Below are 24,606 nucleotides of genomic sequence, written 5' to 3'. Positions count from 1 at the left end.
CCAGCCTCATGCTTCGCCAGTTTTTTGATTACTATAAACCCCACAAACGTCTGTTTTGGATTGACTTCGGATCGGCCGTTTTATCGGGTCTTTTCGAACTTGCTTTTCCGCTCGCCATCACTGGATTTATCGACCATCTTTTGCCGCTTGGCGATTGGGGGCTGACCGTTTTGGCCGCAGTCGGATTGTTGATGATCTATGCGCTCAACACTGGACTTATGGGTATCGTGATTTATTGGGGGCATCGGCTTGGGATTGAAATCGAAACGGAAATGCGACGGCGTGCCTTTGCTCATCTGACACGCCTGTCGTGGCGTTGGTATGATCGTGCGCGCACTGGCAAATTGGTGGCGCGTGTGACCCGAGATCTCGAAGAAATCGGTGAGGTCGCGCACCACGGTCCCGAAGATCTTTTCATCGCGATTATGACCTTTGTGGGTGCCTTTTTGCTTATGATGAACCTGCATCCGGGGCTTGCCGTGATCACTGCGGTGATTGTGCCGTTGATGGTCTGGGTTGTGGCTGTTTATGGTGCGCGCATGACGCGATCGTGGCGGGATATTTATGCACGCGTGGGATCGTTTAACGTGAGACTCGAAGAAGCGATCGGAGGCATCCGCGTCGTGCAGGCCTTTGCCAACGAACAGCACGAGGAAAAGCTGTTTGCTCGCGACAACGCAGCGTATCGCGACACCAAGCTGTCAGCATATTCGATCATGGCAAAGGCCAGCGCCATTCAATATATGGGCCTGCGTTTTGTGCAGGTCGTGGTGATGGTGGCTGGGGCGGGATTTGTGCTTAAGGGCACATTGACCACGGGGGGCTTTGTCGGTTTTTTACTTTTGGTCAGCGTGTTTTTCCGCCCGCTTGAAAAAATCGCCGCAGTCATCGAAACCTATCCGCGCGGCATCGCCGGATTTAGGCGTTACGTTGAGCTTTTGGACACCGAATGTGATGTGACGGATCGTCCTGGCGCGCGGCCTGCGCCTGCGTTCAAAGGCGAGGTTCGATTTGAAAATGTGGCTTTTGCCTATGACAGTCCCCTGCCTGTACTTCATGACGTTAGTTTTGTCGCAAAAGCGGGAGAGACCGTGGCCTTTGTCGGGCCGTCGGGTGCGGGGAAAACCACGCTTTTGGCGCTATTGCCACGGTTTTATGATCCCACTTCTGGGCGCATAACCATTGATGGTATCGATGTTTTAGACATGACACTCGACAGTCTTCGGACACAAATTGGAACAGTATCGCAAGACGTATTTTTGTTCGGGACCACCCTGCGTGACAACATCTTGTACGGCAAACTTGATGCCAGTTTGGTAGAGCTTCATGCTGCGGTCGAGAATGCGCAGTTGAGCAGCCTTGTGGCGCGTTTGCCTGAGGGGCTGGATACGATTGTGGGCGAGCGGGGCGTGATGTTGTCCGGTGGGCAAAAACAACGTGTGGCTATCGCGCGCGCCTTTCTTAAAAACCCACCGATCCTTGTGCTTGACGAAGCGACATCTGCGTTGGACCGTGAGACAGAGCGCGAGATTCAACAGGCGTTGGAGCGGCTTTCAAAGGGGCGTACAACCTTGGTTATCGCGCATCGGCTTGAAACTGTGCGGCATGCAGACCAGATCATCGTGATGGATGCAGGGCGCACAGTTGAAGCTGGTACACATGATGATCTGCAGGCCGAAAACGGGCTTTATACGCGCCTATCATAAGCTGCTCTTGTCATGGTTGTAGTCCAGTCTTTTAATGCATTTGTGCAGCCGCTATGGATGATAGACACCATTAATATATGGAAAGATTGCTCTCTCGGTCTGGCGTTATGTTACCCATAGATCACGCCAGACCAACTCTGTCTTGTTCTGATACACCGTATTTTTATGGCGCCCTAAATGCAGATTTAGAGCGCCTTTTATCGAATAAGCCAAGGCTACTTTTCTTCGATATTGGCAATCATACGTTCAAGTGTGGCCATAGCTGTCACGCCGTCGGCAATGCGTGGGGCAGCCGTGGGTTGGCCCGCCAGACCTTTGGCCACATCCGCCATCAGCGCGGCGTAGCCTTTGTGATCTTCGTTGGCCGCAGCGGTGAAGTTGGGTTGCCACACCAGAGTATCATTATCACTGCTTAACGTTGCCTCGGGATCTTCGGCTTTGAATGGTGGATCGCGGTGCCAAGCAACATTGATCACATTGTCCACTTCGATACGGTTATGGTCGCCCATCACAGTGATCTGTTCCATAGGGGTGCCACGCGATTGCACCGTGCCCATAACCACATTTCCGATCACTCCATTCTCACAAGTGAACCCCATGTGGAATAGGATTTTACCTGCTGCGGGCACGGTGCTGCGCACGGTCATTTCTGCAATAGGGCTGCCCGCAAGCCACGGCATCAAATCCATGTAGTGCACGCAGTGATGTAGGTAAAAGCCTGTGTAATCGACCTCGCCCGTGAAATAGCTTGGCGCGGTCATATAGCTGCCGGTGATGCCAAGCACAGGGCCGAACTCTGATCCTTGCAAGATGTTATGCGCAATGCGGTTGCCCGTGGAATAGCGTTTCATAAATCCCACGTAGACCGGTACGCCCGTGCGGTCAGAGGCGTGTTGCAACTCCAGCGCTTGGGCATGTGTGGCGGCTGGGGGTTTTTCCATAAAGACCGGAAGACCCTTTTCCAACGCGGCCAGTGTTGCGGCAAAATGCACATCGGGGCCGACGGCCATGCACACCGCATCCAACCCGGGTTGTTCTAACATATCGCGCCAGTCGGTATAGGTTTGGGTGACGCCGTAATGGCCCGCTGTGGCTTTGAGTGCCGTTTCATCGCGGTCGCAAAGTGCCGCGATTCGCATGCCTGCGCGGCCGATCTGTGGCAACAGCATCCATGTTGCGTGGCGACCACAGCCGATCCAGCCGATGTTGAGCATTTTTGGTGTGTCAGTCATTGTTCATACTCCGCAAAATCAAGCGCTGCGCGGATCAACGCATGGCCCGCTTTAAGCTTTGGTGTTTCATCTTCAGCAGGGGCACGCCAATGGGCGATTGGCAGCGCTAGCCGTTGATCGTCGCGGCGAAATGGTTCTAGCGAAACGGGGCCAGTGTAGCCCACCTGATGCAGCGCGCGCATGATGGCGGGCCAGTCCATATTTCCCGTGCCCGGAAAACCGCGATGGTTTTCGTTGGCTTGGAAATGCACTGTGCGTTTGCCCGCCAATCGGATCGCATCGGGAATGGATTGATCTTCCATATTCATATGAAACGTATCAAGCATCAGCCCAAGGCCCGCATCATTCACCGTATCGACAAGAGTGACGCCTTGGCGTGTGGTATTTAGCATATCGGTTTCAAACCGATTGAGGGGTTCGACTGCAAAGGTTTGTCCTGCGGCGCGGGCCAAGGGGGCGACCTGTGCCAGTCCTTCGATCATGCGATCCGCGCGGGCTTTCATGTCATCCGCACTGCGAGGCAGGGGCGGACGCCCCGCGAACACCATAGGCTCGCCGTAAAGGGGGCCGCCGATGATTGTGGCACCAAGAGCGTTGGCGCTGTCGATGCAACTTTTGAGGTAATCAAGTCCGCCTTGCCGTGCGCTTGCATCTTCGGATGAAATTGAACGCTGCGGGTTGACGCGTGCTGCCAAAACGATGCCCAGATCTGCGTCTGCCAATGCAGATTTCGCAGCTGCAAGATCAATGCCATCTTCTGGTTCTGGCACGAGAAGCTCGATGAAATCATAGCCCATAGACTTGATGTCACGAAACAGATGCAGATGCTTGCCCGTGAAAGGCCGCACGAATTGCATGGATATAATGCCAATTGGATTTTTCAAAATAAAGGTCCTTATCCTTTGACCGCGCCTTGGGTCATGCCTGCGATCAGGCGTTTTTGTATGAAGAGGAACAAAAGCGTGGCTGGCATCGCGCCAACAATACCGCCCGCTGTCAAAAGACCCCATTCGACTTGGTACTCGCCAATGAGGGTCTGAATTGCGACGGTGATCGGTTTTATGTTGCGCCCGCCAAGGGTGAGCGCATAGAGATATTCGTTCCATGCAGTGATAAAAATATAGACGCCCGTCGCGATGATCCCCGGGGTGCAAAGCGGCAGAACCACTTTGAACAAAGCCCCAAATCGGCTGCACCCATCGGTCATGGCCGCTTCATCAAGAGAGCGTGGAATGCCATCGATATAGCTGGTCATCATCCAAACCGAAAACGGGATCGCCACGGTTGAATTGGCGATGATCAGCGCGAAATAGGTGTCCACCAGCCCAAGCGATTTCATCAAGATGAACAGTGGCAGGATCAACAGCACCAAAGGGAACATATTGATTACAAGAAACTGAAGCATCAAAAGGCGGCGCCCTTTGAATCTGAACCTTGAAAAGGCATAGGCCGCGGGAACAGACAGCGCGAGACCGACGACCACGGTGCCGCCAGCGACGATGAAGCTGTCCAAAAGATTGGACCCAAAGCCCACCGTTTTGAACAAGCGCAGATAGTTTTCCAATGTCGCACCCGTTAGCGAGGGGCCTTGGGTGAACAGCTTGCTTTCTTGCGTCACGGATGTCAGCGCCATCCAAAGGTAGGGTGAAAGGGTAAAGATCAAAATCAACAGCACAGGCAGATCAACTGTCAAAATTCTACGGATGAGTGAGGTGTTGCGAACCATCATGCGATGTTCCTTCCTGCGCGGCGCAAGTATAGAACCACGAAGCCCAAAAGAAGCAGGGTAAAGCTGACGGCCAACGCCGAACCATATCCGTAATCCAAACCTGTGCGCGCTTTCACCAAGGCGTAAAGCGGCAATGTATATGTCGAATATCCCGGCCCACCGCCTGTCATCACGTAGATGACGTCAATCGAGTTCGCGACCCAAATCACCCGCAGTAAAGTGGCTGTCATCAAAACCCCTGACAAACCCGGCAACGTGATGTGCCAGAACTGGCGGGCCTGTGATGCGCCATCAATCGAAGCGGCTTCGTAATAGCTTCTCGGAATTGATTGCAGCCCGGCAAGGATCATCACCGCGAAGAATGGAAAGCCCTGCCATGTCAGTGTCAGAATAATTGCATAAAGCGCGGTGTCAGGATCGGCGAGCCACGGAATGGCACTGGAAATCAAGTTGAACCGCAGCATGAGATCATTCAGCACGCCAAAGTTTGAATCGTAAATCCAGACCCACATCAGCGCGATTACGACAGAGGGCAGCGCCCAAGGGATAATCACCAGCGCCCGCGCAAGACCACGCCAAGGAAAGTTTTGGTTCAGCAATAGTGCCGTAGCGAGCCCAAGGAGCATCTGCGCAGGTACGGTAATCGCGATCCAAATCACGGTATGGCGCAACGATGTCCAAAAGACAGGATCATTCCAAACGGTAACGAAATTTTTCAACCCGACCCAATCAAAGTTCTTGGGGCGGAACAGGACATAGTCATGCAGGCTCATCCAGAGCGCTTGTACCATAGGCAAAAACACGATGGCCAACGTCACCAGAACGGCGGGCGAAAGCATGACAAGGGGCAGCACGCGGCGCGACAATGGCACCGGTGGGACGGTCGTGACGGACATGGGCTGTCTTCCGGTTTAGGGGGGCTTTCAGTTAAAAATGGCGGACCATAGCGTTGGCCCGCCAGTCAGGGAGGTTACTTGTTGTACAGAGCGTCGATTTCGGCGTTCATTTCAGTGGCTGAAATTTCACCGATCAAGGCACGCTGCATCGCAACCGGCCAAACGGTATTGGCGAAGTCGGCTGTCTCACTGGTGTTGGGCAGCAACTCTGCAAAAGGCAGAGAAGCCACAGTCGCGTCTACGAACCGTGCCGCGTGGCCATCCCAATTGGCGCTATCGGTTTTGGTCACAGGTAGCTGCCCTGTGGCCTTGTTGAACTCTGCGTTGTTGATCGGGCTGGACAGAAAGCTGATCCATTTCCAAGCGGCTTCTTTGTCTTGCGCGGCAGAGAAAACAGCCGTGCTTTCATCGCCGAACGACGTCCAATGACCGCCGCCGCATTCAGGCACAGGTACGGCTGATACCTTGTCGCCAAGCGCCTCAACCATTCCTGCAGAAGAGCCGATGTGGTGGATCGTCATAGCAGTCTGACCGCCCTGAAAGGCACCGATGATTTCTTTGAAACCGTCGTTGGGTGCTGAGGGTGGAAAGACCTTATCTTTTTGGAATAGATCCAGCACAAACTGCGTGCCGGCAACGCCTGCTTCAGAAGTCAATTCGCCTTTGCCAAAGCCCACGCCGTCGCGGGCTAGGGTCAGGCTGGCCCAATGGTCATGCCCGCCTTTGCCGCCCCTGAATCCGAAACCGTAGACATCGGTATGGCCATCGCCATCTGTGTCGCGGGTCAGTGCTTTGGCCGCATCGCGGAACTCGTCGCAGGTTGTGGGCGGGGTCAGGCCCAGTTCTTGGAACATATCGGTGCGGTAGTAGAGATAGAGCACCACATATTGCACGGGCAGATAATAATGCGACCCATCTGCGGCTGCGGTCAAAGTGAACAGGTTGTCTTGTACTTCGGCCTTGCCGCCCCAGCCGTTAATCCACGCATCGAGTGGTTCAAGTGCTTCCATCTCGATCAGGCGCGGTTGCGCGTTGAGTTTGACCAGCGCCGCATCCGGCCCTGTGCCTGCAACGATTGAGGTATAAAGCTGATCGTAATAGCTATTCCACGGAACGTTTTCTGCGTTCACCGTGATGCCTGGGTTTTCCGCCTCGAACTTTTCAACGAGCGCAGACATCGGGTTATCAGCATTGTCGAAGTGATACCAAAAGTTCACCTCTTGTGCTTGTGCGCCCGATGCTATCGCGGTGCTGGCAAGCAGGCCCATCGCAAGGGTTTTGAGTGTCTTAGCCCAAGCTGTTGGTGCCGTGTCCTTGTTTGAATGTGTCATAGTGTCTCCTCCCTATAGTGTTTTAGTCATCGTTTTCCGTTTGGTCGTGGGGCGGTTCCTTGGTGAAAGCGCGGAACGCTGCCCCCGCAGAACCAAGAGCCAATCGTGCCTCCTCAAGCACGGTGGTCATTTGCAAAAAACCGTGAACAACGCCGCCATGTAGATGAAAGCGATCTTTGCGGCCCAGTTTTGAAAGCCGCGCGAACAAGCGTTCTGTGTCCGATCGCAACGGATCAATTTCTGCGGCGTTAAGATAAAGTTGCGGCAGCGCCATTAGGGCCGCATCACTAGCGCGCATTGGTGCGACTTGTGGGGCAAGGCGCTGGGCGGCGTCCGCATACCAATCCCAATAGCGGCACATTTTATCTCGCGTCAGTCCGGGCCCTTGCGCCGCGTCAATATAAGAGGGCGACGCAAAATCCGTATCGTAAACGCCGTAAAACAACAGGCCGCAATCCGGTTTAGGGCCGCTGTCAAGCATCACCCCCATCGCAAGGTTCGCGCCTGCGCTGTCACCGGATAGTGCAAACGGGCCTTTTATTGTGCTAAACGGGGCTTGCGCCTGTGCCAGCGCCCTCCAAACTGCGGTGCAATCGTCCAGACCTGCAGGGTAGGGGTGCTCGGGGGCAAGACGGTAATCACACATCACGACTGTTGCTTGTGCTTCAATTGCCAGAACTCGGGCGCAGCGTTCATGTGTCGCCATTGAACAAAATGCCCAACCGCCTCCGTGGATGAACAAAATCGTGCCTCGTGGCGTGCCTTTTGGGGTCAAAATCCGGCAAGGGATATCGCCTTGTGAGCCGGAAACATGAACTTCTTCTATCCGTTCCATATCTGGCAAATCGACATTCCAACGCAGATTCGCAGCCTCCGCCTGTTTGCGGCCCTCATGCGCAGGGCACAGGGTCGGATCGGGAAGACCGGCATCTTCAACCGCGAGACGATCAAGGATCGTTTTCATTTGCGAAGACGGACGGCTCATAGATCTTCTGCCAATATGTTTGGGCCGAAATCGACGATGGTTGTGATGTGGCGGGACAGGGCCGCAGCCGCTTGGTCTGCATCCCCTGCGTCCAGTGCATCGATGATCGCCAGATGCCGATTGGCCGTGTCTTTTAGGTCGCGATTTTGGGCCGGATGTAGGATTTTATACCGGTGTGCATGCACCAACGCGCGGGCCAGAACTGGCTGGACAGGCGGCAGGTCTGCGCAGGCAAAAAGCTCTGAATGAAATGCGCGGTCGTGCACGGACAGCAGGTATTCATCGCCGGCATCTGCGGCCTCTTGCATCGCGCTAAGATGCGTGCGCATCCGATCTGCCAAGGCATTGCCTTGGCGTGCTATGGCGCGTTTTACCCCCCGACATTCGATGTCATGGCGCAGGCGGATAAGCTCTTCTGCATCCTCAGCCCGGCAATCTGCGACTGTGGTGCCGCGATGCGGTTGGCGGTGGACCAAGCCTTCTTCTTGCAACAGCAAAAGTGCTTCGCGCACTGTCCCTTGGCTGACTTCGAACCGATTGGCCAATTCCAACTCAAGTAATGTTGAACGTGGTGCGAGCATTCCCAACACAATCTCACGCTGAAGGCTGGTGTAGATATGGAACGACCGTCTTGCGCTGGTCGTGCGGACCAGTTTTTGGGGCGTTGTGTTTGGAAAATTCTCTGCGGCCATGTCGACTCACTTGCTTTATGATATCATTATCAATAACGATAATAGAAGTTAATGTGAACTGGCAAGCCCAAATTCGGGGTGCCGTCAAAACGGGAGGAGAGGGCGGATGGCCACGATCACGCTAGATAAGATTGAAAAGAACTACGGGGCCGTAAAGGCAATCCACGGGATTGACCTTGAAATCAAGGATGGAGAATTTGTTGCACTTGTAGGTCCTTCTGGCTGCGGGAAATCCACGCTTTTACGGATGGTTGCAGGGCTTGAGGACATCACGGGGGGGCGTTTGTTGATCGGGGATAAAGTCGTCAATTCGGTTGAGCCGCGTGACCGTGATATCGCAATGGTGTTTCAAGATTACGCGCTCTATCCCCATATGAGCGTTGCTGATAACATCGGTTTCGGCCTTAAAATGCGTAAAGTCAGCGAAGCGGATCGTAAGAGTCTGATCGCTGAAGCCGCGCAGATGTTGCAGATTGAAAAGTTGTTGGATCGCCGCCCTGCAGAGCTTTCGGGCGGGCAACGTCAACGTGTGGCGATGGGGCGCGCGATTGTGCGGCGCCCGTCTGCGTTCTTGTTTGATGAACCGCTTTCAAACCTTGACGCCAAGTTGCGAGTTGAGATGCGCACCGAGATCAAGCGTCTGCACGGGCTTCTTGGTCGCACCACGATTTACGTCACTCATGATCAGGTCGAAGCGCTGACGTTGGCGGACCGTGTCGTGATTTTGAAAGACGGACGCATCTTGCAAGAGGGGCCCCCCTTGACGTTGTATGAACGGCCAGCAACGCGGTTTGTCGCCGAATTTATTGGGTCGCCGCAGATGAATATGTTCGACGGTGTTGTGCGCCAAGCAGCAGAGGGGAGCTTTGTTGAGATCGATGGCTTGCGTCTGCCCTTTAAGCGCATTGATGCACAGGACGGGCAAAAAGTGCATCTTGGTGCGCGCCCTGAAGCGATCGGGCTTTGTCTTGCAGAGGTCTCAGATTTCGTTTCACAGGTCGAGGTTTTCGAACCTTTGGGCTCTGATACGATGGTGTCTGCCCGCATCGCGGGAGCGATGGCTGTGGTTCGTTTGAGCCCCGAAGACCCTGTCGCGCGTGGGATGGATTTGCCGCTGCAATTTGATCGTATGAAACTGCATGTGTTCGATGCCGCGACAGGTGACCGGATTGAAACAGACAGCACGTCATAAGCATTTCGTGGTGTTGTCCGATCCTTGGAATTGGGACTTTTTGTGAATGAAGCGCTGCGTTGCCGCATTGTAAATTGCTGCGATGCAGCTTTTTATTTGAAGAGGACTTAAAATATATTGCATAGAGATTTTTTCTACTTAAAAGGCCTGCGAAGTCTTTTTGTGGGCTTTCACGTCTTCCTGTAGCCATCAGTTTCTTACGGCACACGCGCCTCACGGGTGCACGATTTTTATATGGCCCATGCGTTTTGCAAAACCGGACATGCCGGTCTCGTTGGCGTGTTGTGTGGCCTCGATAATTCATATGCTGTGCAGTCTGATTAAAGTTGCGATGGCGGCCCTAACTAAGCGAATACACTCGTATAACTATGTTTGTCGCGTGATGCTATTGGGGCTGCAGAGCACTTTTACGCATGCTGAACAGGCACAATTTCCTATCCAAATATGAAACGTCAATTTGAGGCACCAAAGTGGTTTGGCGTATCAAAATTTGATCGCTTTGAAGTTCGAAGGCACCCCAAAATTTGTCAAAGACCCCACCAAAAATACTGACATGAGTGGAGGACGGCGGGCAAGCGCGATACCTTTGATTGCATGGATTATTTGTATCTTGAAATTGCAATCGGGTTATGTAAAAGTTTTGTGAAATCAACCTGTTAATGCTGCATGTGCGAGATGTCCCGCTTGACAGATTATCATTGTGCAAACTATCAAATCTAAGGTGCAGATCAGAGTGATCTTTGCCCAGCCAACCGATTAACTAAAGCCAGCTTGAACGTGCCATCGAAATTAACATGGATAGTGAATAAACAATGACATATCTCAAACGTGCGACTTCTGCGATTGCCCTTTTTACCGCAATGACTGTGCCTGCTTTCGCTGACTTTCAGTTGAGCGATCGTTACACTGACACCGACGGCGATCTTGTTGCAGACACGCCGACAGATGCTGCCGATTTGATTGATCCGTCGACCTTGATCTTTGCTTATACACCAGTTGAAGATCCCGCAGTTTACGCCGAAGTTTGGGCTGGCTTTCTGGATCACATGAGCGAAGTGACCGGCAAAAAGGTTCAGTTCTTCCCTGTGCAATCCAATGCAGCACAAATCGAGGCGATGCGTGCGGGCCGTTTGCACGTTGCCGGTTTCAACACTGGCTCAAACCCTTTGGCCGTTGCTTGTGGCGGCTTGCGCCCCTTTGCGATGATGGCCGCGAAAGACGGGTCTTTTGGTTATGAGATGGAAATCATCACATACCCTGGTTCAGGCATCGAAGAGATCGCAGACCTCAAGGGCGGCCAATTGGCTTTCACAACGGAAACATCCAACTCTGGTTTCAAAGCGCCTTCCGCGATCTTAAAAGCTGATTTTGGCATGGTAGCTGGCACAGATTTCGAACCTGTGTTTTCTGGCAAGCACGACAATTCAATCTTGGGTGTCGCGAACAAAGATTACCCAGCTGCAGCAATTGCCAATTCAGTCATGGCGCGGATGATCGAACGCGATGTGGTCACGGTTGACCAATTCAAAAATCTTTACACGTCACAAACATTCCCTACCACGGGGTACGGAATGGCGCACAACCTAACACCTGAATTGCAAGAAAAAGTTAGAGAAGCTTTCTTTTCTTTCGATTGGGAAGGGTCTGCTCTTGCGGAAGAATTCGGCAAAAGCGGCGAAGAGCAATTCATCGAAATCACATTCAAAAAAGACTGGGAAGTGATCCGCAAAATCGATGACGCAAACGGCGTTTCCTACAATTGCCAATAAACTCGGCATTTATCTTTAACACAGGCGGGCTGATGCTCGCCTGTCGCATTTCGGAGCGACCTGCATGCTTAAATTGAATGGGCTGTCCAAGACTTACAAAACTGGTGATACGGCCCTGAGCGATGTGTCGCTTGATGTCCAAAAGGGACAATTGATTGGATTGATCGGGCCATCGGGCGCGGGGAAATCCACTCTTATTCGCTGTATCAATCGATTGGTTGAACCCAGCTCGGGCGAGGTCTGGTTGGGCGATGTTGATTTGGTGAAACTCAGCCGTTCAGAGTTGCGTCATCAACGCCGCAGAATTGGTATGATTTTTCAAGAATACGCCTTGGTGGAACGTTTGACTGTGATGGAAAACGTCCTGTCGGGGCGACTTGGGTATGTTTCGTTCTGGCGCAGTTGGCTGCGCCGATATGAACCTCGCGATATTCAACGCGCCTATGAGCTGTTGGATCGTGTTGGTCTGTTGCAACATGCCGACAAGCGCGCCGATGCCCTGTCTGGTGGACAACGTCAGCGTGTCGGAATCGCGCGTGCTTTGATGCAAGACCCCGATCTGTTGTTGGTGGATGAACCCACTGCCAGCCTTGATCCTAAAACCAGCCGTCAAATCATGCGGTTGTTGACCGAAATTTGTGCTGAACGCGATCTGCCTGCCATTGTGAACATTCACGATGTGCCGCTTGCGCAGGCCTTTATGCAGCGCATTGTGGGGCTTCGCGCGGGCAGGGTTGTTTTTGATGGCGCACCTGACGGTTTGAGCGAAGCGGTTTTGACCGAAATTTATGGGGCCGAAGATTGGAATCCTGTCGGTAACGACGATGATGCTGATGATACGCCTGTGGTGGTTCCAAAAGTTGCCGAGGTTTTGGCATGAGCAGTTATCCAACCACATGGCGACGCCCGCCACAAATCATCCCTGATCGACGTCTGCGCATTGCGGTGCAAATCGCTGCGCTGGTGTATTTGGTGTTGGCCGTTGGGTCGGTTGAGGTCAATTGGATGCGCGTTTCTGAGGGTTTGGAACGTGGGCAAAGATTTGTCATGGGGTTCTTGCAACCTGATTTCACCAGTCGTTGGGGCGACATCAGCCAAGGTTTGATTGAAAGCCTGACTATGACGCTGACTTCGACCGTCGTGGGTGTGCTTATTTCCATCCCCATCGGGATAGGCGCTTCGCGTAATATCGTGCCGCGCCCTGTTTATCTGTTTTGTCGTGCGGTCATCGCGATCAGCCGCTCATTGCAAGAGTTGATCGTTGCGATTTTCCTTGTAGCGATGTTCGGGTTTGGTCCTTTCGCGGGCTTTTTGACCCTGTCTTTTGCGACCATCGGCTTTATCGGCAAACTGTTGGCTGATGAAATTGAAGAGGTAGATGAGACACAGGTCGAAGCGATCCGGTCCACAGGGGCTTCATGGTTTCAAATGTTAAACTACGCGGTGCAGCCGCAGATTATGCCACGGTTGATTGGCCTGTCTTTGTATCGGCTCGATATCAATTTTCGTGAAAGTGCTGTGATCGGCATCGTGGGCGCGGGCGGCATTGGGGCCACGTTGAACACGGCGATTGATCGCTACGAATATGACAGTGCAGGGGCCATCCTGTTGATCATCATCGCCATCGTTATGGTGGCTGAATACAGCTCAAGCTATCTGCGAAAGTTCCTGCAATGACCAATATATCTTCGTCCGATTGGACGTATCGCACCCCGAAACATCGCCTGTTTCTTTGGTTGGGCTGGTTCGCCTTGGTCGCTCTGTTCGTATGGTGCTGGCGGATCATGTCGCAAGATACGATTTGGGCTTTTGTGTGGGATGCACCCGCGCAGGCGCTGGACATTGGCAGCCGCATGACTCCCCCTGAGTGGGGCTATTTACCCGAACTGATGAAGCCCCTTTGGGACACGCTCAACATTGCGACCTTGGGCACCATTGGCGGTGTTTTGATCGCCATTCCTGTTGCCTTTTTGGCGGCACGCAACACCACGCCTTCGGCCACGATTTTGCGTCCTATCGCTTTGTTCATCATTGTGACATCTCGGTCGATCAATTCGCTGATCTGGGCATTGCTTTTGGTGGCGATTATCGGCCCCGGTTTGTTGGCTGGAATCATCGCCATTGCACTGCGGTCTATCGGTTTTGTCGGCAAGCTTTTGTACGAGGCGATCGAAGAAACCGACCCACGTCAAATTGAAGCAATCACCGCAACAGGGGCGGCCCCCACGCAAGTTTTAACTTACGGGATTGTGCCGCAAATTATGCCTGCTTTGTGGAGTATTTCAGTGTTTCGCTGGGACATCAATATCCGTGAAAGTGCCATCTTGGGCCTTGTAGGCGCTGGTGGCTTGGGACTGAAAATGAATGCGTCTCTCGCGATTTTGGCTTGGGATCAAGTCTTGGTGATCTTGATCCTTATCCTTGCAACTGTTGTTGTCAGTGAATGGGTTTCCGCCCAAGTGCGCAAGGCCATTATATAGAGATTGGTGGTCGGAGCTTTTGCATATGCCTACGGGCATATGCGTTTGCGGCAGTGCCCTTGGCTACTGTGCTGCGGTCCTCAGGCTCGTCATCAAATGGTGGAACTTTTCACCTTGGATCGCGACATGATCCCGTAGGACTTGCGCCACAAGAGTAGTGTTTCCTGCTTTGAGCGCATCTACGACTTGAATGTGTTCGTCCATAGATTGTGCCATTCTGCCACGCAGCCTAAGCTGAATGCGACGGTAGGGTTTAAGCCGCTTATGCAGCCGCAACACCTCGCCTTCCAGAAAGGCGTTGCCTGATTGAGCATAGATAATGTGATGAAAACGCTCATTCTCACGGTAATATAAATCAGCATCATTTTGATCGATGGCCTTTTGGCATCGCTGGTTTGCGGCCTCAAGATCAGCAATCGCAGCATCGGAAATGCGCATTGCTGCCAAGCGGCCACAGACAGCTTCGACTTCGGCCATCGTTTCAAACATTTCCATCAATTCGACGGGACCAGGTTGTCGCACAAACACACCACGCCTTGGGAATTGTTCGGCCAAACCAGAGTTCACCAAACGCTGCAAAGCCTCTCGAATGGGGGTGCGTGACACGTCAAATTGTTTGGACAATTTGATTTCGTCCAAGCGATCTCCATCCTGAAAGGTGCCGGAAAAAACCAGTTCTTCTAGGGCGTCAGCAATGATGTCAGCGCGTCTAATATCCATAATAAACAGTACCAAATGGATATATGGTGCGCAATATTAAATTTATTGTATACAAAAAACTTGACTTTGAATTCTGTCTGGCGATGCTGGCAAAGGTTCTTTTGTTTTCACAAGGAACCCAATGGGAGGAAGATATGAATATGAAGTTGCTCACTACTGGTGCCGTGATTGCATTGATGGCCTTTTCTGGCGTGGCAAACGCCACCGAATTGCGGTTGTCGCATCAATGGTCTAACAAAGATATCCGACACAAAGTCGCGCAGATGGTTGCAGATGATGTTGCTGCCGCAGATGTGGATTTGGAAATCAAAATTTTTGGTTCAAAATCTCTGTTCAAACCACGTGAGCAGTACAAGCCGCTCAGCCGTGGCCAACTGGACATGACCGTTTTGCCGCTTAGCTATGCGGGCGGGCAGCAGCCATCTTACAATCTGACATTGATGCCTGGTCTGGTGAAAAACCACGACCATGCCGCCCGTCTGAGCGAGTCGCCCTTTATGGATGCGCTTGAGGCCAAGATGGCCGAAGATGATGTGATGGTTTTGGTGCATGGTTATTTGGCTGGTGGATTTGCAGGCAAAGACAAATGCATCACCAAACCCGAAGACGTGGCAGGGTTGCAAACCCGCGCAGCAGGCAAAGCGTTTGAACAAATGCTTGCAGGGGCAGGGGCGTCTATCGCGTCAATGGCGTCTTCTGAAATCTACAACGCGATGCAAACTGGCGTTTTGAGCGCTGCGAACACGTCGTCTTCGTCTTTTGTGTCTTACCGAATTTATGAGCAAGTGAGCTGCTATACCCCTGCGGCGGATGTTGCGTTGTGGTTCATGTATCAGCCGATGTTGATGAATAAATCTGCCTTTGAAGGGCTGAACGCTGCGCAGCAAGAGGCCCTGATCGCGGCCTCTGCAAAAGCACAGGCTTTCTATCTTGAAGAGGCCAAAAAAGAAGACGCAGCATCGACACAAGTCTTTCAGGACGCTGGCGTTGAAATTGCTGAAATGTCCCTTGCGGATTTCGAAGCATGGCGTGCACTGGCACAAACGACGTCTTACGCACAATTCGTTGCAGACGTCCCTGATGGTCAGACGCTGCTGGATCTCGCGCTTGCTGTTGAGTGACCTTATGTGGGGCGGCTTTGTGCCGTCCCATTCCTTTGAACTTTGAAAATACAAGGACGGCATCTATGTCTGGTCACGGCAGCACGCCCCCCGTCGCCCCCTCACGCTCCACCGCCGGCGACAATCTTTTTTTGCGCAGCGTTGCAGGTCTATCGACACTCGCAGGCTGGACTTCGGCTGCGATGATTGTCGCCGCTGTTTCGATCACCTGTCAGATGATATTTGTGCGATTTGTTTTGAACGGATCGACCATATGGCAAACCGAAGCTGTGATTTATTTGGTCATCGCTGCCACATTGATCGGACTGCCCTATGTGCAGTTGCTGAGCGGTCATGTGAACGTTGATCTTATCCCACTTATGCTCGCCCCGCGCGCGCGGTTTTATATGGCTATTTTGACCTCGATTTTGTCAATCTCGATCATGATCGTGATGGTTTGGTACGGCTTTGAATACTGGCACTTTGCTTGGGCCAAAGGATGGCATTCCGACACAGTTTGGGGGGTGCGTTTGTGGATTCCTTACCTCGCAATTCCGGTCGGGTTTGGGCTGTTTTTACTACAACTCATTGCTGATTTTGTCGCCCTTTTGCTTGGCAGCGAAAAACCATTTGGTCTGGAGACATAACTATGGACCCTCTTCTTCTTGGCGGGATCGTGGCGCTGGCCACCATCTTTGTGTTGTTCTCTGGTGTGTCTGTTGCGATCGGTCTTTTGATTGTGTCCGCAGGCTTTCTGATTGTTTTCGATGGGGCGCGTTCGCTTGAACTTTTGCCTGAGATTCTATTCGGCAAGCTGGATAACTTTGCGCTTTTATCGATCCCTATGTTCATCATCATGGGGTCGTCCATTGCATCGACGCGGGCAGGGGCAGATTTATATGAAGCGCTTGAACGTTGGTTGACGCGTGTGCCCGGCGGGCTTGTTGTGGCCAATCTTGGTGCCTGCGCTTTGTTCGCTGCGATGTCAGGATCGTCGCCCGCGACCTGTGCTGCTATTGGCAAAATGGGCATCCCCGAAATGCGCAAGCGTGGCTATCCTGATGGCGTGGCCGCAGGGTCTATCGCTGCGGGCGGAACGCTGGGTATTTTGATCCCACCGTCTGTGACCATGATCGTTTACGGCATCGCCACCGAAACCTCGATTGGACGCTTGTTTTTGGCTGGCGTCGTTCCGGGTATTTTGTTGGTGGTTTTGTTCATGGCGTGGTCTTTGTATTCCACATGGAAATCAGGCGACGCTGCATTGCTCAGTTCTGGTAGTTACACGTGGAAAGAACGCTTTGAAATTTTGCCACGTGTTTTGCCATTCTTGGCGATCATCGTCGGCGTGCTTTATGCCATGTATGGTGGTATCGCGACGCCCTCTGAAACTGCGGCTGTTGGCGCTCTTTTGTGTCTGCTGATTGCGGTGATCATTTACAAACTTTGGCATCCGCGTGATCTATGGGTTGTTTTGCGCGACAGCACAAAAGAAAGCGTGATGATCCTGTTTATCGTCGCAGCGGCGGGTGTGTTTTCTTACATGTTATCATCGCTCTATATCACGCAATCTATCGCCGAATGGATTGGCACCTTGGACGTGAACCGTTGGTATTTGATGATTGCGGTCAATGTCTTTTTGCTGATAGCGGGCTTTTTCTTGCCGCCTGTTGCAGTGATTTTGATGGCTGCGCCAATCTTGTTACCGATCATCACAACGGCAGGATTTGATCCGATTTGGTTCGCCGTCGTTTTGACAATCAACATGGAAATAGGTCTGATTTCACCACCTGTCGGGCTTAATCTTTATGTGATCAATGGCATTGCGCCGGACATTTCGCTTAAGACGATTTTGACGGGATCCTTGCCTTTTGTTGCTTGTATGATCTTGGCGATTTTCTTGTTGTGCGTCTTTCCTGAATTGGCCACATGGTTGCCTGATGTCGTTATGGGAGCTGCAATATGACACTGCTTGCTGATCTTTTATCGACCGTCTTTGAGCGACGATACAGGCAACGATCTCAACATGTGCATGACAATCGTCCAATTGAAGAGTTGGCCGAAGCGCTTGTTGGGTCGGCCGGAGAAACCTCTGGTTTGGCTTTGGCGTCAGATATTCTATCTGCGTTTGAGGCGATGGATGATGCGCAAAAACTGGCATTTTTCAACCATATTGCCACGGCCATGAACATTGACCCCGAAGCTGTGCGTGACACGTTGGTGGCCTATAAAAATGGACCGTCAAAAGCATCTTACCGCGCTTTTGCATCCGCCGCAGAACCACGACGTCAAGAATTGATCCGGCGCTTAAACGGTGTGCCGGGGGCCACGGCGGCCTTGGTGCGGATGCGGGCCGATTTGCTGCGCTTGAGCGATAAAGACCCACAGCTTGAGGCGCTGGATTTGGACTTTAGGCATTTATTTGCCTCGTGGTTTAATCGTGGGTTCTTGGTTCTGCGACCAATCAACTGGGAAAGCCCTGCACGTATTTTGGAAAAAATAACAGCTTATGAAGCTGTGCATGCCATTCACAGTTGGAGCGATTTGCGTCGACGCCTTGAGCCAAGTGATCGGCGATGCTTTGCCTTTTTCCACCCGTCTATGCCTGATGAACCACTCATCTTTGTCGAAGTCGCTTTGACCCAAGGTATTCCAGGATCGGTACAAAATGTTCTGGCCGAAGATCGCGCACCTTTGCCGGCAGATCAAGCAGACACAGCTGTATTCTATTCGATTTCAAACTGCCAAGCGGGATTGGCCAGTATTTCGTTCGGCAACTCTTTGATCAAACAGGTCGCGTCTGATTTGTCGGCTGAATTGTCAGGGCTTGAGACTTTTGTGACTCTGTCCCCTATTCCGAACTTAACGCGGTGGTTGACAGCGCAAGGTATCGATTGGTCCGATGCTGTACCTGAAGATCTGAAAACGCTTGCCGCGTCGTATCTTTTGACAGCAAAGGGGCGTGGTGGTGTGCCGTATGATCCTGTTGCGCGGTTCCACTTGGGTAATGGCGCGATTGTGCACGCTGTGCATGGGGATGCCGATATTTCCGACAAAGGGCGCGCCCAATCTGGCGGGACAATGGTGAACTATCTTTACGACCTAAACAATGTGGCGCAAAATCACGAACGTTTTGCAAACACCAAAGAGGTCGTGGCCTCTGCCGCAGTTCAAACTTTGGCTGCCTCAACCACAATAACACAGACTTAAAAAGGCCTTAGACTATGGCAAACCTTCTCTACGATACGCTTTTGGGTGTTCACGCAGGCAAAACCACTCCATTTTTGCACGTGGTGGATGGCACGGTAGTCACGCATCAAGCATTCCTTGCGACCGCGGCCCAGATTGCGAATGCGATGACCGAGATAGGTTTAAAGCCGGGGGACCGTGTTGCCGCCCAGATTGAAAAGTCGCCAGAAGCTTTGGCGCTTTATGCGGCTTGTGTGCAAGCGGGGTTGGTATTTTTACCGCTCAATACTGCGTATACTGTGGATGAGTTGACTTATTTCATTGAAAATAGCGGCGCGGCTTTGGTGGTGTGCGATGGTCGGAATGTGACCGCGCTTACCCCTGTCGTGCAGGGGCTTGGTGGGCAGGTTGAAACCTTGAACGCTGATGGCAGCGGCACGTTGATGGTGCGCGCGCAAAGATGCTCTACAGCGTTTGCCACCGTGGATCGCAACGCTGATGATTTGGCCGCTTTTCTTTACACGTCAGGCACCACGGGGCGTTCAAAGGGCGCGATGCTGACGCAGGCTAATCTGTTGTCCAATGCACAAACGCTAGTTAAAGAATGGCGCTTTACGGCGCAGGATGTGTTGATCCACGCCTTGCCAATCTTTCATACACACGGGCTATTTGTGGCCACCAATGTGACGCTTGCCGCAGGGGGCAGCGCGATTTTCATGCCGAAATTTGATCAAGACGCTGTGATCGAAAACCTGCCACGCGCGACGGCGATGATGGGGGTTCCGACCTTTTACACGCGTCTGCTGGATGATCCGCGTTTCACCAAAGACCTGACCACGCATATGCGGTTGTTCATCTCGGGGTCTGCGCCGCTGTTGGCAGAAACTCACGTCAAATTTGAAGAGCGTACAGGTCACCGTATTCTAGAACGCTACGGCATGACAGAGACGAATATGAACACTTCAAACCCCTATGAGGGCACGCGCAAAGCGGGCACTGTAGGGTTCCCTTTGCCCGGTGTTGAGTTAAAAATCACGGACCCTGCAACGGGAAAGACCTTGCCAGATGGTGACGTCGGTCAGATCGAAGTGCGCGGTGACAACGTGTTCAAAGGCTATTGGCAGATGCCGGAAAAGACCGCCGAAGAATTGCGCAGCGATGGGTTTTTCATCACGGGTGATTTGGGCACAATTGACGACGAGGGCTATGTGTCTATCGTTGGCCGCAACAAAGATCTTATTATTTCGGGCGGGTACAATATTTACCCCAAAGAAATAGAACTGGTGTTGGATGAGCAACCGGGCGTTTTGGAAAGCGCTGTCATCGGTGTGCCGCACCCTGATTTTGGCGAAACTGTCGTGGGGGTTATTGTGGCTTTGCCAAATCAGACCCCTGATCTGGATGCAATAATCGAGGCTTGTAAAACCTCGTTGGCACGGTTCAAACACCCACGCAAATTGGTGGTGGTTGACGCTTTGCCACGCAACACCATGGGCAAGGTGCAAAAGAACATTCTGCGTGACACCTACAGTGATTTGTTCACGCAACCCTAGGCGTGAATAGGCGTGGGATCATCGTGTTGAGCGCTATAGGCCTCAAGCAAATGCGACACGTGGTTTGTGATAATCGCTTGTGCATGCTGCACATCTTTGCGGGTGCAGGCATCTAATAGGGTCAAGTGATCATCCATAGATCGCCCCAAATGCGCGGTCTTTTCACTGAGCAAATGGGTGCGCACCGCCAGAAGTGGACCTATGGTGCGCGTATAGATTTTTGCTATTGAGGCGTTTTCACTGGCGTCAATAATGGCGAGGTGAAATTGCACATCGCCTTTGGCATAATCATCTGCGGCGTTGCTATCGATTGCGCGTTGCATCCTGTCGATGCTTTGTTGCAACCCATGAATCAAGGCGTTGTGATTGCGATCTATCGCATGTTGCACACAGGCAGTTTCCAATATGGCGCGATGTTCGCACAGGTCTTGGACCATCTTTATATCGGGCTTGAAAATGAAAGACCCGCGTTTTGCAATCACGTGAATGAGCCCTTCGATCTGTAGCAATGCCAAGGCTTCGCGCACGGGGGAACGGCTGATGCCAAGTACATCGGCTAGGCTTTGTTCCGATACCTTTGAGCCTAATTCAAATTCCCCATCAATAATGGCCTCGCGAATGCGATCTGCGGTGAGTTCCATCAAAGATTTGGGGAGTGAGATGGGCTTCATGGTGTCCAGTCGTGGGATGGATGGGGCATTTTAGCGAGTATGAACATGTTATTTGTTGTGGGCAACATATACTTACATGTAACATGGTAGATGCAATTTATGCGCAAATTTATATGTGCAAAAGATGAATGGAGAGACCCTTTGAACACCACCCCAAATCAGCCGACACATTCGTCATCGGATGATTTTACAAAGGCCTGCGCAGATATCGTCGGGACGCAACACGTGTTGACGGACCCAAATGATCTGAACCGATATGGCGTAGACTGGACGGGGCAATACTCTGGCACGCCTATTGCTGTCGCGCGGCCTGACACGACGGAACAGGTGTCTGATTTGGTTAAGCTGTGCGGCGTTCATAGGATTGCGATGGTGCCCGTTTCAGGGCGCACTGGTCTGTGCGGTGGCGGTGTTCCGATCAGCGGACAACCCAGTTTGATGATCTCGCTTGAGCGGATGAACCGCATTCGTGCGTTCGACACAGCAGCGCGCACGGTGACCGTGGAAGCGGGGGTTGTTCTAGAGACACTGCACGCTGCAGCGTTGGAGCATGAATTGATTTTTCCTCTGATGTTTGGGGCCAAAGGCAGTTGTATGATTGGTGGCAATCTGTCGACCAATGCAGGTGGATCGAATGTTGTGCGCTACGGCAATACGCGTGATCTATGCCTTGGGATCGAGGCTGTGATGCCGGATGGAACGATTGTCACAGGGCTGCAAGGATTGCGCAAAGATAACACCGGATATGACATTAAAAATTTACTGATCGGCGCCGAAGGCACGCTTGGCATCATTACGGCTGCGGTGTTTAAGGTGTCACCCAAACCTGCTGTGCGTGCGACGGCGTTTGTTTCAGTCCAAACACTTTCTGCAACGATTGATGTGTTGAACCGCTTGCAAGATCGCACGGGGGGCGCGGTTGAGGCATTTGAATATATGCCAAAAGTTATGGTGGATACGATTTGCCAACAAATCCCCAATGTACGCCCACCGCTGGATACACCGGCAGAAACAGGTTTGTTGATCGAAGTGGCGTCTAGCCGTGCAGATGATGCCGAGATGTTAGAGGATGGCACGGTGGCGCTGCAAAATAGAGTGCTCGAAATTTTGGGCGAGCTGATGGAAGAAGAAATCGTGATTGATGCAATGATTGCGCAATCTGAACAGCAACGCGCCGACCTTTGGAAAATGCGTGAATCTGTGCTTGAGGCGATCACCGAAAACGGTCCTTTTTACCTGATGGATATTTCGTTGCCTCTGGCGCATGTCGCGCAGTTTGTTGCGGCGATGGATGCATTTTGCACGCCGCTTGGTGTGTTGCCGTTAATGGTAGCACATTTAGGCGATGGCAATTTGCACTACGGTTTGGCAGCGGCTGAGGGGCATGTCTTTGTCGACTTGCCGATGGATCAGGTCAAGGCGCAGGCCTTTGATCTTTTGCGGACTTTGGGGGGATCGTTTAGTGCGGAACATGGCATTGGACAAAGCAAGCTTGATCTGATGACGTCGCTGAAAGACCCAGGTCAATTGGCCGTGATGCGGATGATTAAGTGTGCCATTGATCCGCAAAACTTAATGAATCCGGGGAAAATGGTGCCGACTATATAAACGACATCGGCAAAGCGCCTTGTCTAGCCATTTATGTCTGGGATGCGCATGTTCAGGTCTTCGAGCAGATCAAGCAGGGTGTCCAAGCGTTCTTTGCCAAAGGACAACTCAAGTTGGACTGTGATGGCGCGGCTCTCAGCGGAATACGCTGCGATCACCTGAGTGCCCGCAGGGGCCAACGTCACAATGGTTTTGCGCCGATCAGCCGTGTCAGTGGCCCGTGTGACAAGTCCTTCTTTTTCCATAGATGACAAAATGCGCGTCAGGCTTGGGAGCAGTAAGCAAGCTCCATCCGCGATGGAGGTTTGCTCCATCGGCCCCCCTTCGATCAAGACTCTGAGAATGCGCCATTTTTGTTCGCTCACGCCTGCTTTGGCCAGCATATCTCTGTAGGGCCCCATGACAGTTTCACGCGCCCGCAAAAGCGCGATTGGCAAAGATCGCGCGGTCTGTCTGATATCTGCGTCATTTGTGGTCATAATCAACAAATCAATGGAAGTGACGTAAAGTGCAAGTAGAGATTTGTTGACATGTTCACGGTATTGCTTAATCGCAGCGCTCAATCTTGTGACGATTTGTGCATGGTTAAAAATGGCGTTGCTGCCAATTTGCCACAAAGCAACGAAATCAGATTTTTTGACACAATCACGCCCTTATCTCTCGATTGTATAGGGGCTGTTAACGAAACTTTCCTAGCCTGTAGGTACACATCGCCTCAAGGACGTCTTTGCATGCACACTTATCTTTACCGCTTTGCTGTTGTGATCAGCATTTTATTTGGTTTTACCCTTTCTCAGCCCGCTGTGTCTGAGGGGCAGCAAAATGCAGGCACCGGACGGTTCTTTACCAATGATTTTATCGGCGATGGACAGGATCGATGGAACACTGCATCCTACGCTGTCTCGATAATGCGTGGCCCAACTGCGGATGATACTGTACCTGATGTATTCGGCCGTCTTTTTGAGCATCGTTTGCGCGGCGCGGTGATTGCCCCCGCCAATCTTGCAAACCCCGCTGCGGGGGATCGCCCATATGCTGGCGTTTTATCCTATGGGGTGCACAGTTATACGCAAAGGGGCACAACGCAAAACCGTCTTGGCTTGGATTTGGTCGCAGTTGGTCCGCAAACTGGAATCGGTGATTTCCATGGCTGGCTTCATGACGCTATTAATGCCCCCGAACCCGATTTGTCGGCGCAGTTGGCTAATGCTATCTATCCAACAGTGAGTGGCGAAATAGCGCGACCTTTGCAGCTTGGCAATCTTGAGGTGCGCCCTTTTGCTGAAGCGCAAGTTGGTGTTGAAACCTTTGCGCGTGTTGGTGCGGATATCTCTCTTGGTAGTCTTATGGCCGATGGGGTCCGGTTGAGAGATGTCACCACGGGGCATCTTTACGAAACGTCAACTGTGGACCAAAGCGCTCATGGTAGTGAATTTATTTTGGGTGCAGACGTAGCCCATGTTTGGTCTTCTGAGTATCTTCCTGCCTCTGATGGCTATGCTCTTGAACCGTTTCGTTTGCGTGGGCGTGCTGGGGTGAAATTATCTGGACCACAAGCCGATGTATTTTATGGGGTGAGTTGGTTAAGCCCTGAATTCAAAAGCCAGCCTGAGGGACAGGTCGTGGGATCTTTGAATGTGAGCCTGCAGTTTTAAGCGCCCCTGTTAAATGCCGACCATTGGCGGTCATGAGTGGATAATTTTTATATTAACAGACTGATTCGCTTGTGCTAGCTTGGGCCTCATAAAAACAA

The 24,606-nt window shown here is 52.2% G+C and carries 23 protein-coding genes; 13 read left to right on the top strand and 10 right to left on the bottom strand.

Translation table 11 applies throughout. From position 1 onward, the window contains the following. Positions 1–8: 8 nt before the first annotated feature. Complete coding sequence (locus BM025_RS02855; protein WP_085847005.1) at positions 9–1,706, top strand: ABC transporter ATP-binding protein; 1,698 nt, start codon at positions 9–11, stop codon at positions 1,704–1,706. A gap of 215 nt (positions 1,707–1,921) precedes the next feature. On the opposite strand, the gene BM025_RS02850 is transcribed toward BM025_RS02855, so the two are convergent. The 7 genes from BM025_RS02850 to BM025_RS02820 form a co-directional block, all read right to left on the bottom strand. Beyond that, positions 1,922–2,938 carry a Gfo/Idh/MocA family protein gene (locus BM025_RS02850; protein ID WP_244515400.1) on the bottom strand — a complete coding sequence of 339 codons (1,017 nt, stop codon included), beginning with the start codon at positions 2,936–2,938 and terminating at the stop codon, positions 1,922–1,924. Beyond that, a complete protein-coding gene (locus tag BM025_RS02845) occupies positions 2,935–3,822 on the bottom strand; it encodes a sugar phosphate isomerase/epimerase family protein (protein ID WP_085847006.1) in 888 nt (295 codons plus the stop codon). The genes BM025_RS02850 and BM025_RS02845 overlap by 4 nt, the downstream gene beginning before the upstream one ends. An 11-nt stretch (positions 3,823–3,833) precedes the next feature. Continuing rightward, a complete protein-coding gene (locus BM025_RS02840) occupies positions 3,834–4,667 on the bottom strand; it encodes a carbohydrate ABC transporter permease (RefSeq protein ID WP_085847007.1) in 834 nt (277 codons plus the stop codon). Further along, positions 4,664–5,563 (bottom strand): carbohydrate ABC transporter permease, encoded by a 900-nt coding sequence (locus BM025_RS02835; protein ID WP_085847008.1) that lies wholly within the window; start codon positions 5,561–5,563, stop codon positions 4,664–4,666. Before BM025_RS02835 ends, BM025_RS02840 begins: the two co-directional genes overlap by 4 nt. Positions 5,564–5,637: 74 nt before the next feature. Continuing rightward, positions 5,638–6,894 carry an ABC transporter substrate-binding protein gene (locus BM025_RS02830; protein WP_085847009.1) on the bottom strand — a complete coding sequence of 419 codons (1,257 nt, stop codon included), beginning with the start codon at positions 6,892–6,894 and terminating at the stop codon, positions 5,638–5,640. Positions 6,895–6,916: 22 nt separating this feature from the next. Then, entirely contained in the window at positions 6,917–7,879 is a 963-nt protein-coding gene (locus BM025_RS02825) for an alpha/beta hydrolase (RefSeq protein ID WP_085847010.1), read from the bottom strand. Then, positions 7,876–8,571, bottom strand: coding sequence for a GntR family transcriptional regulator (locus BM025_RS02820; RefSeq protein WP_085847011.1), 696 nt, complete (start codon positions 8,569–8,571; stop codon positions 7,876–7,878). Before BM025_RS02820 ends, BM025_RS02825 begins: the two co-directional genes overlap by 4 nt. Positions 8,572–8,677: 106 nt before the next feature. On the opposite strand from BM025_RS02820, the gene BM025_RS02815 reads away from it, so the two are divergent. The 5 genes from BM025_RS02815 (at position 8,678) to phnE (BM025_RS02790) (ending at position 14,012) form a co-directional block, all read left to right on the top strand. Further along, positions 8,678–9,763, top strand: a complete 1,086-nt coding sequence (locus BM025_RS02815; protein WP_085847012.1) for an ABC transporter ATP-binding protein — start codon at positions 8,678–8,680, stop codon at positions 9,761–9,763. A gap of 812 nt (positions 9,764–10,575) precedes the next feature. Next, positions 10,576–11,532, top strand: a complete 957-nt coding sequence (phnD, locus tag BM025_RS02805) for a phosphate/phosphite/phosphonate ABC transporter substrate-binding protein (RefSeq protein WP_085847013.1) — start codon at positions 10,576–10,578, stop codon at positions 11,530–11,532. Between the two features lie 64 nt (positions 11,533–11,596). Continuing rightward, positions 11,597–12,412 carry a phosphonate ABC transporter ATP-binding protein gene (gene phnC, locus BM025_RS02800; RefSeq protein WP_085847014.1) on the top strand — a complete coding sequence of 272 codons (816 nt, stop codon included), beginning with the start codon at positions 11,597–11,599 and terminating at the stop codon, positions 12,410–12,412. Continuing rightward, complete coding sequence (gene phnE, locus BM025_RS02795; protein ID WP_085847015.1) at positions 12,409–13,209, top strand: phosphonate ABC transporter, permease protein PhnE; 801 nt, start codon at positions 12,409–12,411, stop codon at positions 13,207–13,209. Before phnC ends, phnE (BM025_RS02795) begins: the two co-directional genes overlap by 4 nt. Beyond that, positions 13,206–14,012 carry a phosphonate ABC transporter, permease protein PhnE gene (gene phnE / locus BM025_RS02790; protein ID WP_085847016.1) on the top strand — a complete coding sequence of 269 codons (807 nt, stop codon included), beginning with the start codon at positions 13,206–13,208 and terminating at the stop codon, positions 14,010–14,012. Before phnE (BM025_RS02795) ends, phnE (BM025_RS02790) begins: the two co-directional genes overlap by 4 nt. 63 nt (positions 14,013–14,075) lie before the next feature. Here phnE (BM025_RS02790) and BM025_RS02785 read toward each other — a convergent pair whose 3' ends face one another. Further along, the gene (locus BM025_RS02785; RefSeq protein ID WP_085847017.1) at positions 14,076–14,732 is read right to left on the bottom strand and encodes a GntR family transcriptional regulator; all 657 of its coding nucleotides are present in this window, start codon (positions 14,730–14,732) and stop codon (positions 14,076–14,078) included. Positions 14,733–14,866: 134 nt separating this feature from the next. On the opposite strand from BM025_RS02785, the gene dctP reads away from it, so the two are divergent. The 5 genes from dctP (at position 14,867) to BM025_RS02760 (ending at position 20,574) form a co-directional block, all read left to right on the top strand. Further along, positions 14,867–15,853, top strand: coding sequence for a TRAP transporter substrate-binding protein DctP (gene dctP / locus BM025_RS02780; protein WP_085847533.1), 987 nt, complete (start codon positions 14,867–14,869; stop codon positions 15,851–15,853). A 65-nt stretch (positions 15,854–15,918) separates the two neighbouring features. After that, entirely contained in the window at positions 15,919–16,479 is a 561-nt protein-coding gene (locus BM025_RS02775; protein ID WP_085847018.1) for a TRAP transporter small permease, read from the top strand. A 2-nt stretch (positions 16,480–16,481) separates the two neighbouring features. Beyond that, positions 16,482–17,798, top strand: coding sequence for a TRAP transporter large permease (locus BM025_RS02770; protein WP_085847019.1), 1,317 nt, complete (start codon positions 16,482–16,484; stop codon positions 17,796–17,798). Next, positions 17,795–19,042, top strand: coding sequence for a malonyl-CoA decarboxylase (locus BM025_RS02765; protein ID WP_085847020.1), 1,248 nt, complete (start codon positions 17,795–17,797; stop codon positions 19,040–19,042). Before BM025_RS02770 ends, BM025_RS02765 begins: the two co-directional genes overlap by 4 nt. Positions 19,043–19,056: 14 nt before the next feature. Further along, on the top strand, positions 19,057–20,574 hold the full coding sequence (locus tag BM025_RS02760; RefSeq protein ID WP_085847021.1) for a malonate--CoA ligase: 1,518 nt from the start codon (positions 19,057–19,059) through the stop codon (positions 20,572–20,574). On the opposite strand, the gene BM025_RS02755 is transcribed toward BM025_RS02760, so the two are convergent. Then, the gene (locus tag BM025_RS02755; protein WP_085847022.1) at positions 20,571–21,245 is read right to left on the bottom strand and encodes a GntR family transcriptional regulator; all 675 of its coding nucleotides are present in this window, start codon (positions 21,243–21,245) and stop codon (positions 20,571–20,573) included. The two genes, BM025_RS02760 and BM025_RS02755, sit on opposite strands and share 4 nt — an antisense overlap. A 141-nt stretch (positions 21,246–21,386) precedes the next feature. On the opposite strand from BM025_RS02755, the gene BM025_RS02750 reads away from it, so the two are divergent. Then, complete coding sequence (locus tag BM025_RS02750) at positions 21,387–22,853, top strand: FAD-binding oxidoreductase (RefSeq protein ID WP_170842099.1); 1,467 nt, start codon at positions 21,387–21,389, stop codon at positions 22,851–22,853. 23 nt (positions 22,854–22,876) lie between these two features. Here BM025_RS02750 and hpaR read toward each other — a convergent pair whose 3' ends face one another. Continuing rightward, positions 22,877–23,332, bottom strand: coding sequence for a homoprotocatechuate degradation operon regulator HpaR (gene hpaR / locus BM025_RS02745; RefSeq protein ID WP_085847024.1), 456 nt, complete (start codon positions 23,330–23,332; stop codon positions 22,877–22,879). A gap of 252 nt (positions 23,333–23,584) precedes the next feature. Here hpaR and BM025_RS02740 point away from each other — a divergent pair, with 252 nt between their 5' ends. Continuing rightward, the gene (locus BM025_RS02740) at positions 23,585–24,508 is read left to right on the top strand and encodes a lipid A-modifier LpxR family protein (protein ID WP_170842098.1); all 924 of its coding nucleotides are present in this window, start codon (positions 23,585–23,587) and stop codon (positions 24,506–24,508) included. The last annotated feature ends 98 nt before the right edge of the window (positions 24,509–24,606 follow it).

It is taken from the genome of Pacificibacter marinus, from assembly GCF_900109555.1.
Classification (GTDB): Bacteria; Pseudomonadota; Alphaproteobacteria; order Rhodobacterales; family Rhodobacteraceae; genus Celeribacter; species Celeribacter marinus_C.
Note: the sequence above shows the minus strand (reverse complement) of the source record. Positions and strands in the feature narration are given on the sequence as shown.

Bases quoted from the DNA above. Each gene is read 5' to 3' on its own strand.
- BM025_RS02830 (WP_085847009.1), bottom strand. From the start codon at position 6,894: ATGACACATTCAAACAAGGACACGGCACCAACAGCTTGGGCTAAGACA.
- BM025_RS02770 (WP_085847019.1), top strand. From the start codon at position 16,482: ATGGACCCTCTTCTTCTTGGCGGGATCGTGGCGCTGGCCACCATCTTT.
- dctP (WP_085847533.1), top strand. From the start codon at position 14,867: ATGAATATGAAGTTGCTCACTACTGGTGCCGTGATTGCATTGATGGCC.
- BM025_RS02835 (WP_085847008.1), bottom strand. From the start codon at position 5,563: ATGTCCGTCACGACCGTCCCACCGGTGCCATTGTCGCGCCGCGTGCTG.
- BM025_RS02765 (WP_085847020.1), top strand. From the start codon at position 17,795: ATGACACTGCTTGCTGATCTTTTATCGACCGTCTTTGAGCGACGATAC.
- BM025_RS02755 (WP_085847022.1), bottom strand. From the start codon at position 21,245: ATGAAGCCCATCTCACTCCCCAAATCTTTGATGGAACTCACCGCAGAT.
- BM025_RS02850 (WP_244515400.1), bottom strand. From the start codon at position 2,938: ATGACTGACACACCAAAAATGCTCAACATCGGCTGGATCGGCTGTGGT.
- BM025_RS02825 (WP_085847010.1), bottom strand. From the start codon at position 7,879: ATGAGCCGTCCGTCTTCGCAAATGAAAACGATCCTTGATCGTCTCGCG.
- BM025_RS02840 (WP_085847007.1), bottom strand. From the start codon at position 4,667: ATGATGGTTCGCAACACCTCACTCATCCGTAGAATTTTGACAGTTGAT.
- phnD (WP_085847013.1), top strand. From the start codon at position 10,576: ATGACATATCTCAAACGTGCGACTTCTGCGATTGCCCTTTTTACCGCA.
- BM025_RS02785 (WP_085847017.1), bottom strand. From the start codon at position 14,732: ATGGATATTAGACGCGCTGACATCATTGCTGACGCCCTAGAAGAACTG.
- phnE (WP_085847016.1), top strand. From the start codon at position 13,206: ATGACCAATATATCTTCGTCCGATTGGACGTATCGCACCCCGAAACAT.
- BM025_RS02820 (WP_085847011.1), bottom strand. From the start codon at position 8,571: ATGGCCGCAGAGAATTTTCCAAACACAACGCCCCAAAAACTGGTCCGC.
- BM025_RS02815 (WP_085847012.1), top strand. From the start codon at position 8,678: ATGGCCACGATCACGCTAGATAAGATTGAAAAGAACTACGGGGCCGTA.
- phnE (WP_085847015.1), top strand. From the start codon at position 12,409: ATGAGCAGTTATCCAACCACATGGCGACGCCCGCCACAAATCATCCCT.
- hpaR (WP_085847024.1), bottom strand. From the start codon at position 23,332: ATGACCACAAATGACGCAGATATCAGACAGACCGCGCGATCTTTGCCA.
- BM025_RS02855 (WP_085847005.1), top strand. From the start codon at position 9: ATGCTTCGCCAGTTTTTTGATTACTATAAACCCCACAAACGTCTGTTT.
- BM025_RS02775 (WP_085847018.1), top strand. From the start codon at position 15,919: ATGTCTGGTCACGGCAGCACGCCCCCCGTCGCCCCCTCACGCTCCACC.
- BM025_RS02740 (WP_170842098.1), top strand. From the start codon at position 23,585: ATGCACACTTATCTTTACCGCTTTGCTGTTGTGATCAGCATTTTATTT.
- phnC (WP_085847014.1), top strand. From the start codon at position 11,597: ATGCTTAAATTGAATGGGCTGTCCAAGACTTACAAAACTGGTGATACG.
- BM025_RS02760 (WP_085847021.1), top strand. From the start codon at position 19,057: ATGGCAAACCTTCTCTACGATACGCTTTTGGGTGTTCACGCAGGCAAA.